The sequence below is a fragment of the Pedobacter ginsenosidimutans genome (assembly GCF_001442625.1).
Classification (GTDB): domain Bacteria; phylum Bacteroidota; class Bacteroidia; order Sphingobacteriales; family Sphingobacteriaceae; genus Pedobacter; species Pedobacter ginsenosidimutans.
This window is the reverse complement of the sequence record NZ_LMZQ01000001.1, coordinates 396,541-408,717: the sequence shown is the minus strand read 5'-3', so window position 1 is coordinate 408,717 and position 12,177 is coordinate 396,541. Positions and strand designations below refer to the sequence as shown.

At 39.8% G+C, this 12,177-nt stretch carries 12 protein-coding genes; all 12 read left to right on the top strand.

The features are described 5' to 3' along the window. Positions 1 to 295 precede the first annotated feature (295 nt). The 12 genes from ASU31_RS27070 (at position 296) to ASU31_RS01540 (ending at position 12,170) form a co-directional block, all read left to right on the top strand. The gene (locus tag ASU31_RS27070; protein ID WP_082035969.1) at positions 296 to 373 is read left to right on the top strand and encodes a potassium-transporting ATPase subunit F; all 78 of its coding nucleotides are present in this window, start codon (positions 296 to 298) and stop codon (positions 371 to 373) included. A 39-nt stretch (positions 374 to 412) separates the two neighbouring features. Next, positions 413 to 2,131 carry a potassium-transporting ATPase subunit KdpA gene (gene kdpA / locus ASU31_RS01590; RefSeq protein WP_057930639.1) on the top strand — a complete coding sequence of 573 codons (1,719 nt, stop codon included), beginning with the start codon at positions 413 to 415 and terminating at the stop codon, positions 2,129 to 2,131. 117 nt (positions 2,132 to 2,248) lie between these two features. Continuing rightward, positions 2,249 to 4,276 (top strand): potassium-transporting ATPase subunit KdpB, encoded by a 2,028-nt coding sequence (gene kdpB / locus ASU31_RS01585; protein WP_057930638.1) that lies wholly within the window; start codon positions 2,249 to 2,251, stop codon positions 4,274 to 4,276. A gap of 89 nt (positions 4,277 to 4,365) precedes the next feature. Continuing rightward, positions 4,366 to 4,926 carry a K(+)-transporting ATPase subunit C gene (locus tag ASU31_RS01580; protein WP_057930637.1) on the top strand — a complete coding sequence of 187 codons (561 nt, stop codon included), beginning with the start codon at positions 4,366 to 4,368 and terminating at the stop codon, positions 4,924 to 4,926. A gap of 209 nt (positions 4,927 to 5,135) precedes the next feature. Next, positions 5,136 to 6,206: a porin gene (locus ASU31_RS01575; protein ID WP_057930636.1), complete on the top strand. Its 1,071-nt coding sequence runs from the start codon at positions 5,136 to 5,138 to the stop codon at positions 6,204 to 6,206. Positions 6,207 to 6,355: 149 nt separating this feature from the next. Then, positions 6,356 to 6,604 (top strand): hypothetical protein, encoded by a 249-nt coding sequence (locus ASU31_RS01570; RefSeq protein WP_157257903.1) that lies wholly within the window; start codon positions 6,356 to 6,358, stop codon positions 6,602 to 6,604. 6 nt (positions 6,605 to 6,610) lie between these two features. Further along, on the top strand, positions 6,611 to 7,741 hold the full coding sequence (locus ASU31_RS01565; RefSeq protein ID WP_057930634.1) for a histidine kinase: 1,131 nt from the start codon (positions 6,611 to 6,613) through the stop codon (positions 7,739 to 7,741). Positions 7,742 to 7,829: 88 nt separating this feature from the next. Next, positions 7,830 to 8,183, top strand: a complete 354-nt coding sequence (locus ASU31_RS01560) for a hypothetical protein (protein WP_057930633.1) — start codon at positions 7,830 to 7,832, stop codon at positions 8,181 to 8,183. Positions 8,184 to 8,376: 193 nt separating this feature from the next. Then, positions 8,377 to 9,171, top strand: a complete 795-nt coding sequence (locus ASU31_RS01555; RefSeq protein WP_057930632.1) for an SDR family NAD(P)-dependent oxidoreductase — start codon at positions 8,377 to 8,379, stop codon at positions 9,169 to 9,171. 171 nt (positions 9,172 to 9,342) lie between these two features. Continuing rightward, positions 9,343 to 10,164, top strand: coding sequence for an alpha/beta fold hydrolase (locus ASU31_RS01550; protein ID WP_057930631.1), 822 nt, complete (start codon positions 9,343 to 9,345; stop codon positions 10,162 to 10,164). Positions 10,165 to 10,348: 184 nt separating this feature from the next. Further along, a complete protein-coding gene (locus tag ASU31_RS01545) occupies positions 10,349 to 11,443 on the top strand; it encodes a hypothetical protein (protein ID WP_157257902.1) in 1,095 nt (364 codons plus the stop codon). A gap of 142 nt (positions 11,444 to 11,585) precedes the next feature. Further along, on the top strand, positions 11,586 to 12,170 hold the full coding sequence (locus ASU31_RS01540) for an RNA polymerase sigma-70 factor (RefSeq protein WP_057930630.1): 585 nt from the start codon (positions 11,586 to 11,588) through the stop codon (positions 12,168 to 12,170). The last annotated feature ends 7 nt before the right edge of the window (positions 12,171 to 12,177 follow it).

Below are 12,177 nucleotides of genomic sequence, written 5' to 3'. Positions count from 1 at the left end.
GACGAGAGATTAGGCTGTCGTTTTTTCTCAGCAATGACGAACTAATTTTTCCCAAATGAAAAAAACCTTTCCAAAATGGAAGGGTTTTTTTATGTCTAATTTAACTTTAAAAGTTGTTTTATTTTGTAAATTATTGTAAATCAATTGTTTGTGATTTGTTTTTCTTTTGTGGTATAAGAGTTGGCTAATGGCATATAAAATCAATACATCATGACAATACTAATTTTTTTAATCCTCATCCTGCTCTGCTGGGCTACTTACAAATCAATCGACTGGTTCGAAAAAATCTAACATTATGATCGCATTATTCATTATCGCCATCGCCGTATTTATCTATATGATCTACGTGCTGATCAAACCTGAAAAATTTTAATCCTTTCTCCTCTACGGAGGATAATTAACAAATCAAAAAATGAACACTGAATTAACAGGCATTATCGCCACCTTCCTGCTCACCCTGGTCATCGCAATACCACTGGGTAAATACCTGGCTAAGGTTTTTGCAGGAGAAAAAGTCTGGACAGATTTTTTAAAGCCATTGGAAACTGGTATTTACAAGCTTTCCGGAATCAACATTAAAGAACAGATGAACTGGAAACAGCAGTTAAAAGCACTGCTTACCATTAATATACTATGGTTGTTTTACGGCTTTTTTGTCCTCATCTTTCAGGATAAACTTCCATTCAATCCGGATGGAAACCCTGCGATGACGCCAGATCTGGCCTTCAACACTATTATCAGCTTTGTTGCCAACTGTAACCTACAGCATTATTCGGGCGAAAGTGGTGTAAGTTACCTCACTCAGCAATACGTACTGATGTTTCTTCAGTTTGTAAGCGCTGCAACAGGTATTGCCGCTGCGGTAGTCCTTTTCAAAGCTTTTAGAGATAAAACAACAACTGAGCTCGGTAATTTCTGGGAATTCTTTGTAAAATCAATTACCCGTTTATTATTGCCTTTGTCGCTTGTGGTTGCTTTAATCTTAACTTTTAACGGTACCCCCGCAAGCTATGAGGGTAAAGATCAATTTATTTCCCTGCAAGGCGATACCGTACATGTTTCGAGAGGGCCAGCTGCTCAAATGATTGCCATTAAACATTTAGGTACAAATGGCGGAGGTTACTTTGGAGCCAATTCGGCACATCCTTTTGAAAATCCAAGCTACCTAACCAATATGGTAGAAATGATGGCGCAAACGATTATTCCTTTAGCAATGATCATCGCCTTTGGTTACTTCATTCGCAGGAAAAAATTAGCATGGACCATTTTTGGTGTAATGACCATTGGTTTGTTCATGCTGCTTTTACCAACCTTAAGTTCAGAATTGGGCGGTAATCCGGCCCTGGCCAAAATGGGGATCTCGCAAACAACAGGGGCAATGGAAGGTAAAGAAGTGCGTTTCGGACCTGCAGCCACCGCCTATTGGAGTACACTTACCACTGTAATTTCTACCGGATCGGTAAACGGTATGCACGACAGTACGATGCCTTTAACCGGATTATGGCAATTATTGGCCATGATGATCAACTCCTTTTACGGAGGTTGTGGTGTAGGTTTATTGAATTACTTTATTTATCTGATTGTTGCTGTATTTATTTCAGGCTTGATGGTGGGCAGAACCCCAGAGTTTCTTGGACATAAAGTTGAGGCCAGAGAGATCAAGATTGCGGCAATTATCACTTTGTTAAGCCCATTTTTGATCCTTGCCGGAACTGCCATTGCAAGTTATATTTTTACCAGTCATGGTGATGCAGCTTGGGCAGTGCAACCTAAAAACTGGCTAAACAACCCTGGTTTCCATGGATTCTCTGAGATGCTTTATGAAATGACTTCATCTAACGCCAACAACGGCTCTGGGTTTGAAGGATTGGGCGATAACAATATCTTCTGGAATCTATCTACCGGTATTGTGATTTTCCTAGGCCGTTTCTTACCGATTATCGGGCCTGTTGCCATCGCTGGATTATTAGGTGCCAAAAAATTCATTCCTGAATCAGCCGGTACGCTTAAAACAGATACCAAAACCTTTGCCCTAATGACTTTCGCGGTTATTCTGGTACTGAACGCATTATCTTATTTCCCTGCTCTGGCTTTAGGACCCTTGGCAGAATATTTTACCATGCTTAAATAAATGAGAGTTGTCACATTGAGCCTCCAGATAAAAAAAACGGGACAAGTAGTCGAAATGCATTTATCAAAGGTCCTTCGACAAGCTCAGGATGACAACCAATACATAAATTAAAAGAAAATGAAACCCAATAATAAATTGTTCGAACCTGCCTTGGTGCAGACTGCGCTAAAACAATCTTTCATCAAACTCGATCCGAGGGTAATGGTCCGTAATCCGGTCATGTTTACCGTCGAAATAGGAACACTGGTAATGGCTTATGTTACTGTGTACTCTTTTAGCCATAGCGGACAGGGATCACCGTTATACAATTTCTTCATCTTTTTAATTTTATTGCTTACTGTGCTGTTCGCAAACTTCGCCGAGGCTATTGCAGAAGCAAGAGGTAAAGCACAAGCCGACAGTCTGCGTAAAACAAGAGAAGAAACACCTGCAAAAGTGCTTTTGGCTAATGGAACCATCGAAATCCGTTCGTCCAACCAGTTAAAAAAAGGCGATGTGTTTATTTGCGAAACAGGCGATACCATCCCAACTGATGGAGAGATTATTGAAGGTATTGCGACTATTGACGAATCGGCCATTACCGGAGAATCTGCTCCTGTAATACGCGAATCAGGGGGGGATAAATCTTCTGTAACCGGAGGTACAAAAGTATTATCTGATGAAATTAAAGTTCAGGTAAGCACTGCTCCAGGCGAAAGCTTCTTAGATAAGATGATTGCCCTGGTTGAGGGTGCATCGCGTCAGAAAACACCAAACGAAATTGCTTTAACCATTTTACTGGCCAGTTTTACCCTGGTGTTTATCATCGTATGTGTAACGCTGAAACCTTTTGCCGATTATGCCAATACGCCGATTACCATTGCTGCTTTGATCTCACTATTTGTATGTCTGATCCCAACCACTATAGGCGGACTTTTATCTGCTATCGGTATCGCTGGAATGGACAGGGCGCTAAGAGCCAATGTAATTACCAAATCGGGTAAAGCGGTAGAAACTGCTGGCGATATTGATGTATTGCTTTTAGATAAAACTGGAACGATCACTATTGGTAACCGTAAAGCAACCAATTTTTATCCAACAGCAGGTGTAAACATTAAAGCTTTTACTGATGCCTGTTTGCTGAGCTCTTTGGCCGATGAAACCCCAGAGGGAAAGTCAATCATCGAACTGGCTGCTGAACAGGGTGTTAAATCTGCCGGAACGCCTCAAGGATCTACTTTTATCAAATTCACAGCCGAAACCCGCTCAAGTGGATTAGATACCCTTGATGGAAGAAGAATCAGAAAAGGGGCTTTCGATTCGATCCGGAATATTGTAGAAAAAGCTGGGAATATTTTTCCTTCCGATATCGAAAATCATGTGAAGGCCATTGCTACCAATGGGGGAACGCCCCTCGTGGTGTCTGAAAATGAAAAAGCCCTTGGCGTAATCGAATTACAGGATATCATTAAACCAGGTATCAGCGAACGTTTCGAACGTTTAAGGAAAATGGGTGTGAAAACCGTGATGGTTACAGGTGATAATCCATTAACAGCTAAATATATCGCAGAGAAAGCTGGTGTTGACGATTTTATCGCTGAGGCCAAACCCGAGGATAAAATGAACTACATCAAAGACGAACAGACACTAGGTAAACTGGTAGCAATGATGGGAGATGGGACTAATGATGCGCCTGCCTTAGCACAGGCAGATGTTGGTGTAGCCATGAACAGTGGAACACAGGCTGCGAAAGAGGCAGGTAATATGGTCGATTTGGATAACGACCCCACTAAACTGATCGAGATCGTAGAAATTGGTAAACAGTTACTAATTACACGTGGTACGCTAACTACTTTTTCCATCGCGAATGATGTGGCCAAGTATTTCGCCATCGTTCCGGCATTGTTTATCGCTTCAATTCCTGCCTTGCAAAGCCTGAATATTATGGGCCTGCATTCACCAGAATCAGCCATCATGTCGGCTGTGATTTTTAACGCCATCATTATTCCAATCCTGATTCCCCTGGCATTAAAAGGAGTGGCCTACAAACCTATCGGCGCAACTGCTTTATTACGCAGAAACCTGTTTATATATGGCATTGGTGGGGTAGTAGCCCCATTTATAGGCATTAAAATAATCGATTTATTGGTCGGTTTATTTGTATAAAGAAAAATGTCACGTTGAGCCTGTCGAAACGCAATAACAAAAGTCCTTCGACAAGCTCAGGATGACAACAAGAAATAAAAAATATCATCATGAAAAAGTATATCATTCAATCCATCCGCTTAACCCTTGTACTATTGGTACTGTTATGCGTAGTATATCCAGTTACTGTGGCCTTTATTGGCAAAATGTCTAAAGGGAACGGTGGAGGAGAAAAAATCACCAAAAATGGTAAAACGGTAGGTTATGCACTATTAGGGCAATCTTTTACCAAACCACAATATTTCTGGGGAAGACCATCGGCAGTTGCTTACAACGCAGCGGGTTCTGCGGGTTCTAACAAAGGCCCATCCAACCCCGATTATTTAAAAGAAGTGCAGTCGCGTATCGATACCTTATTGAAATACAACCCTGGTATCAAAAAATCAGATATCCCTGCCGATATGGTTACCGCATCAGGAAGCGGGCTTGATCCAAATATTTCTGAGCAAGGCGCTGCAATTCAGATCCGGAGGGTTGCAAAAGCCAGAAATATAGATGAGAAAAAAGTAAAAGAACTTGTTGCCATGAATACCCTTAAGCCCTTTATGGGAATGTTCGGGCCATCATCGGTAAATGTGTTGAAATTAAACCTTGCCCTTGACGAACTTTAAAAACTGACCATCCTACTACCTGCCTGTAAAGCGTTTGCCAAAACTTAAGGGATAGATAACAGCGGAGACAGGTTGCGGAGGATCGTCATTCCCAACTTGATTGGGAATCTTAATGCTAATGTATCGTGTATTAAGATTCCCGCCTGCGCGGGAATGACGACACAATGATACCCCAATAAAACAATCAGATAAAAATAAATAGAATACAGATGAAAAAAATAGTATTACTTGCTGCTGCACTTACTACAGGATTCTTCGCGAAAGCACAGGAAGAACCTAAAATTAAAGTAACGGGTTATCTTGAAGCCTATTATGGATATGATTTTAACAAACCAGCCGATCATAACCGCCCGGGATTTATTTATTCACATAACCGTGCAAATGAAGTAAATCTGAACCTCGGCTTTATTAAAGCTGCATATGACAGTGGAAATATCCGTGCAAACTTAGCGGTAATGGCCGGAACTTATGCCAATGCCAATCTTGCTGCCGAACCTGGGGTATTAAAAAATATCTTCGAGGCCAATGCGGGTGTGAAATTGTCGAAATCAGAAAACCTTTGGATCGACGCCGGAATATTTTCTTCGCATATTGGTTTTGAAAGTGCAGTTTCGAAAGACTGTTGGGTACTCACCAGGAATATTTCTTCAGAGAATACCCCTTATTACGAGTCGGGTGCGAAAATTAGCTATGGTACCAAAGATGGCAAATTTACAGCAACTGCACTTTATCTGAACGGATGGCAACGCATTAGCCGCCAGAATGGAAACAACAAACCTGCAGGCGGACTTCAATTGAGTTGGAAACCCACCGCTAAGATTACGGTAAACTACAGCAATTATCTTGGAACGGAAGGGGCTGATTCGGTTAGGGTAAATAGATTTTACCACAACATTTATGGCATCTTTCAACTTACTGATAAATTTGGCGTAACCCTTGGATTGGATTACGGAACCCAGCAGAAACAAAAAGGAAGTGATGATAAAAATGAGGTGATCTCACCAGTAGCAATCCTACAATATAAATTTGCACCAAAATGGGCAGTTGCCGGAAGGTTCGAATATTATGAAGATAAAAACGGAATTTTTATTGCAACCGGAACGCCAGAAGGTTTTAAAACCAAGGGTTATTCGTTAAATCTTGATTATTCGCCCATAGCAAATGCAGTAATCAGACTGGAGGGAAAAGCCTATGATAGTAAAGACAAAATATTTGCAAGAGAAGGCGCTGCGGTAAATGCGAACGTAGCCCTTACAGCTAGTATAGCGGTTTCGTTTTAATCCGCGGCTCGTCAATCCCAACTTAATTGGTAATGACGATACTCATTAAGATTTGTCATCCTGAGCTTGTCGAAGGACTAGCCAAATGTATGGTAAAGCGTTTCGACAGGCTCAACGTGACAGATTAGTATAATTTTAATATTAAAACAATGCATCCTTACATAGAAATATTGTTCAGTCTGTTTTTAGCATTCCTTGGAATGTTAATGATGAGAAAATTAAGCTCATTAAAAAGGAAAAGAACATCTGCTATCAAAAAAAGTTATGCTACTGAAAAATACTTTAAACTGATTTCCAGAAAGATTTCACTTAAATTTATGATGGTATTATTCACCCTTGTTATGGTTGTTGCCATCACCATATTGATAGAAAATGGAATAATGACTGTTACCTGGTAAAACATCATGGAAGAAGAACAAAAAGAAGAATCGGTCAGGCACTTTTTGGATCTGGTTAAAAAATTAAGGCGCGGAAAGCTCAAGATCTATATCGGCATGAGTGCCGGTGTGGGTAAAACTTACCGTATGCTCCAGGAATCGCATGCCTTGCTACGGAATGGAGTAGACATTTGTATCGGCTATGTTGAAACCCATAAAAGAGCAGAAACAGAAGCCCTTGTTGCAGGCCTTCCTGTTATTCCAAGACGCAAGATTTTTTATCGGGGTAAGGAAATTGAAGAGATGGATCTTAAAGGAATTATGAACCGCCATCCTGAGATTGTTATTGTAGATGAACTTGCGCATACCAATGCTGAAGGCAGCAAAAATACCAAACGCTGGCAAGATGTTTTCGATTTGCTCGAAGCAGGGATCAGCGTGATCTCGGCTGTAAATATTCAGCACCTGGAAAGCATTAATGAGGAAATTGAGCAGATTACAGGCATCGCTGTTACCGAACGTATCCCGGATAAGATATTGGAAATTGCCGATGAAATCGTAAATATCGACCTTACTGCTGACGAATTGGTTACCCGCCTTAAAGAAGGCAAAATTTACGATCAATCAAAAATTGAAAGGGCATTGGGCAATTTTTTTCAGTCCGATAAAATCCTTCAGCTGCGTGAACTGGCCTTAAAAGAGGTGGTGCACCAGGTAGAACGGAAAATTCAGACCGAAATCCCAAAATCAATTAAACTTCGGCCCGAACGTTTTTTAGCCTGTATTTCTTCTAACGCCGAAACTGCAGGGATAGTGATCAGGAAAACAGCAAGATTGGCTTCTTATTACCGATCGCCATGGATTGTACTTTATGTGCAGAGTGATAGTGAAAGCATGGAACGTATTAAACTCGATAAGCAACGTTATTTGATTAATCATTTTAAACTGGCTACCGAGCTTGGGGCTGAAGTGATCAAGATAAAGAGTAATGCCATAACCAAAACCATCATTGATATTGCAAACGAGAAAGAAATTACCACCATTTGTATTGGGAAACCCCATCTTAATATTTTCCAGGTCATTCTGCGTACTGCAGTATTTAATGGTTTACTGAAGAATCTGGCGATGAAGGATATTGATTTGGTTATCCTATCGTAAATAACAATGGCTGGCCACATCATTCTCAAATAATCAAAACCATATCCTGTTAAGTTGGGTTGAAATAATAGAACCTACCGAAAGCGATATGGAAAAAAAAGATACTAAAACACATTTGATTAACGAGATCACCACTACAGGATTACAAACTGCGGCTAAGAAATTGGGCGCTTCGGCAAGTAAGGCACAGATTAGAAAAGGTGTTTCTAAAAACATCAGTTTAATTGATAAATTATTGCGCGTTGTGCTGATTAAAAGTAAAGATTCGTCGAAAAGGGTACAAAGAGATATAGAGTTTTTTGGCCTGGGAGTTATTGCAGCACATACCTTTTACCGCGGCTTTAAGAAGAAAAAAAGATTATTGATTTTCGAAGGTATTTTTCTTACGGCTGCACTTGGAGGAGCACTCCTATCCACGCAGTTTAAGGCTGTAAAACAATAGGGTAAATAATATTTAAAATCCTTTGTCCTTTTTTTTGGCGCTCTGCTTGTTCTAAAATAGTGCCCAGATTGCCCAAGGCACGCAATTGAATTTTAGCATATTTCTATGACAATTTTTAGCTAGAAAATTGTTCAATTTATATTATGCACGTAGCAATGAAATTTTATCGTAAACATTATTTAAAAATCAAAAAATGGATTTACAGTTAAAGCATAAAACAGCTTTTATAAGCGGCTCTACTGCAGGTATCGGATTCGCAATTGCCGAAAGTTTATTAAAAGAAGGTGTTAAAGTGATAATTAATGGTCGGTCGCAAAGCAGTGTAAATGATGCAGTCAAATCGTTGCAAGGTATTGCCGGGAAAGAATTTATTTCAGGAATAGCTGCTGATTTTTCGAAAGCAGATGAAGTAAGTAGCCTGATAGATAAACTTCCGGAGATAGATATACTGATCAATAACGCAGGCATTTTTGAACCTAAAGCTTTTGAAGAGATCAGTGATGAAGATTGGTTTAGGTTTTTCGAAGTCAACGTAATGAGCGGAATTAGGTTGTCGCGGCAGCTATTCCCTAAAATGTTAAAGAAAAATTGGGGCAGGATTATCTTTATATCCAGCGAATCGGCCGTGTTTATCCCGGATGAAATGATCCACTATGGCATGACCAAAACTGCACAGCTGGCAGTTAGCCGGGGCTTGGCAGAATTAACCCAAGGTACCGGGGTAACCGTTAATTCTATTTTACCAGGCCCCACCAAATCAAAAGGGGTAGGTGGTTTTATTGAAGATTTAGCTAAAAATGGAAATATTACTATTGCTGAGGTAGAAGCCGATTTCTTCAAAAACATGCGGCCTACTTCCTTACTGCAACGCTTTCTTGATGTGAGTGAAATTGCAAACGCAGTTACTTTTTACGTAAGTCCGTTAGCCTCAGGAACCAATGGGGCTGCCATTAGGGTAGAAGGTGGGTTAGTGAGATCGATATTGTAACATGTTATGGATAATTTATGGGGGCATATTAGGCTATTGAGCTTTTAATTTATTATTTTTAAGTTTTAAAAAAGGCTTTTAATATTACTCCTTAGTTTTCATGGGGTGACTCATTCAAGAATCATTTTAACGCGCAAATCCAGAATTTTTTAACTACTAAAATCAAAAGCAATGAGTAAGATTACAGTAAAAGACGGAACCGAAATTTATTACAAAGACTGGGGAACCGGACAGCCACTTTTTTTTCATCACGGTTGGCCATTATCTGGTGATGATTGGGATGGACAGATGATGTTTTTCCTTAAACAAGGTTTTAGGGTTATCGCACATGATCGCCGCGGACATGGACGGTCGAGCCAAACTGCAGATGGACATGAAATGGATACTTATGCCGCTGATGTGGCGGAACTTACAAAGGCACTTGATTTGAAAGATGCTATACACATTGGCCACTCTACGGGCGGTGGAGAGGTGATTCGTTATGTGGCAAAACATGGGAAAGGCCGCGTAGCCAAAGCCGTGTTAATTAGTGCTGTTACACCGATAATGGTACAGAACGAAAATAATCCTGATGGCATTCCACTTGCTGTATTTGACGAAATTCGTGAAGGCACAGCTTTTAACAGACCGCAATATTTTCAGGATTTTACCATACCCTTTTATGGATATAACCGCGAGGGCGCAAAAATATCGCAGGGAGTTAGAGATAACTGGTGGCGCCAGGGCATGATGGGTGGTGTAAAAGCACATTACGATTGTATTAAAGCTTTTTCTGAAACTGATTTTACCGAAGACCTTAAAAGTGTAGATGTACCTGTATTGGTAATGCATGGCGAAGATGATCAGATTGTTCCTTTCCCGCTTACAGGAGCAAAAGCTGTTAAACTCTTAAAAAATGGAACCCTGATCTCGTATCCTGGTTTCCCTCATGGTATGCCAACCACCGAAGCGGCAACTATAAATAAAGACCTGTTGGCTTTTATCAGATCATAAACCGAAAAGATTTTTCAATTTTATAATATAACCTAGCCTTGAAATGTAAATTTCGAGGCTTTTTATTTTGGTTTAAATTGGTTTAAACCTGCGTAACATAGGAATTGGCGTGCAAAGAAATATTTTTTTGCTGCACGTAGGGGTAAGTGTTGTATTTGTTGTCTCATTTTAAAATTAGACAGAAATGAATACAACTTCGACAAAAATTAAAAACAGCTTCGCAACAAGCATCAACTTCAAAAAAGCATCTGGTGTTAAAGCATTGGGTTTAGCGATATTATTAAGCACAGGTTTAAATGGTTTTGCACAAGAAAGCAAAAAAGGTAAAGCAAATATTGGGTTTTTATATCCGGTAAGCACAAACGGAACCCATGCAGTGTTAGATACAAATGTATTTTCTTTAAACGTTTTGGTTGGTGTTTCGGCAGCAGAAAAAGGACTCTCATTCGCAGGCCTTTCCAATATTGTGCGTAAAAATGCAAGCGGTACACAGTTCGCAGGTTTTTCTAACCACATTGGCGGCAAAGCAAGTGGGGCACAGTTTGCAGGTTTTATCAATACTTATGGTGGAGGGAATGGGGCCGCTATTGCAGGTTTCGCCAACATCTCAAAAGAAAATAGTGGTGCGCAGGTAGCTGGTTTTATGAACTGGACTTCGAAAAACGTTTCTGCCGTGCAGATTGGAGGTTTTATGAATAAAGCTGCCGATGTAAAAGGTTCGCAGATCGCAGGTTTTATCAATGTGGCAAAAAAAGTGAAAGGCGTTCAGCTTGCCGGTTTTATTAACGTGGCCGATAGCAGCGATTATCCGATTGGGATTATCAATATTGTTAAAAACGGTGAGAAAAGTATTGCCTTAACCACCAACCAGAATTTAACCACCATGGCTACATTCAGATCGGGCGGTAAAGTATTATATGGTATTATCGGCGCTGGTTATAACTTTAAAAATAAAGATGAAGTTTATGCTTTCGAGGCTGGTTTAGGAGCTCATTTTTTTCAATCAGAACACTTTAGGTTAAATGCAGAGCTTACCGGGAGTTCATTACAAAACTTTAAACGGGGCAATTATTTCAAATCTACCTTTCAGTTACTGCCATCGCTTAGGATAGGCCAAAATTTAGAAATTTTTGCTGGTCCGTCGTTCAATTTTGTATCAACCAATACCGAAGAGGGAAAAACCTTACAGAAACACTACATCAAAAGCTGGGATAGAAAAGATAATACCTTACACGCCCTATTTTTAGGTTATACAGGTGGTATGGCCATTAGTTTTTAAGATAAATGATTGAATGAGTGAGTTTTGAATGATTGATTTGTGCACTAGCTAACATTCGGTCATTCTATCATTTCATCCTTCAGTCATTCCCTTATTCAAAATTCAAAAATTAATAAACATATATTTGACTACAATTAAATCCGTGGAATTAACAGCATTAGCTTCCGAAATTAGCCATCAATATTATGATGATACCGCATTTGAACATTTGTTCAAAACGCATTACAATGCGCTGCATGCTTATGCTCAGGTGATTTTAAAGGATGAAGATGTTGCTGAAGAAATTGTACAGGGAATGTTCTTGAAGTTTTGGGAAAAAAGAGAAAGCCTTAAAATACAATCTGTAAAAGCATACCTATATAAATGTGTTTACAACGATAGTTTAAACTATATTAAACAGGAAAAAACCAAAAGCAAATACCAGGAATTTACGGTACACACCATGAATACAGAACACGAACCTGCCGCTGCAAAAGTCGAATTTACAGAACTACAACGGCATTTAAGAGATGCCCTGAACCAATTACCAGAGCAATGCCGCACCATTTTTCAAATGAGCAGGTTCGAAGAATTGAAATACCGCGAAATTGCCGATCACTTAGGTCTATCAATTAAAACGGTAGAAAACCAGATGGGGAAGGCCTTAAGGATTTTAAGACTAAAGCTGGCTGATTTCCTGGTGTTTATTTTACTTGGATTATGGTATTACAACGATTTTTTTAATTAGAAGAAAG

Excerpts from the sequence above, each read along its gene's own strand:
- ASU31_RS01565 (WP_057930634.1), top strand. The coding sequence starts at position 6,611 with ATGGAAGAAGAACAAAAAGAAGAATCGGTCAGGCACTTTTTGGATCTG.
- ASU31_RS01580 (WP_057930637.1), top strand. The coding sequence starts at position 4,366 with ATGAAAAAGTATATCATTCAATCCATCCGCTTAACCCTTGTACTATTG.
- kdpB (WP_057930638.1), top strand. The coding sequence starts at position 2,249 with ATGAAACCCAATAATAAATTGTTCGAACCTGCCTTGGTGCAGACTGCG.
- ASU31_RS01570 (WP_157257903.1), top strand. The coding sequence starts at position 6,356 with ATGCATCCTTACATAGAAATATTGTTCAGTCTGTTTTTAGCATTCCTT.
- ASU31_RS01550 (WP_057930631.1), top strand. The coding sequence starts at position 9,343 with ATGAGTAAGATTACAGTAAAAGACGGAACCGAAATTTATTACAAAGAC.
- ASU31_RS01575 (WP_057930636.1), top strand. The coding sequence starts at position 5,136 with ATGAAAAAAATAGTATTACTTGCTGCTGCACTTACTACAGGATTCTTC.
- ASU31_RS01555 (WP_057930632.1), top strand. The coding sequence starts at position 8,377 with ATGGATTTACAGTTAAAGCATAAAACAGCTTTTATAAGCGGCTCTACT.
- ASU31_RS01545 (WP_157257902.1), top strand. The coding sequence starts at position 10,349 with ATGAATACAACTTCGACAAAAATTAAAAACAGCTTCGCAACAAGCATC.
- kdpA (WP_057930639.1), top strand. The coding sequence starts at position 413 with ATGAACACTGAATTAACAGGCATTATCGCCACCTTCCTGCTCACCCTG.
- ASU31_RS27070 (WP_082035969.1), top strand. The coding sequence starts at position 296 with ATGATCGCATTATTCATTATCGCCATCGCCGTATTTATCTATATGATC.
- ASU31_RS01560 (WP_057930633.1), top strand. The coding sequence starts at position 7,830 with ATGGAAAAAAAAGATACTAAAACACATTTGATTAACGAGATCACCACT.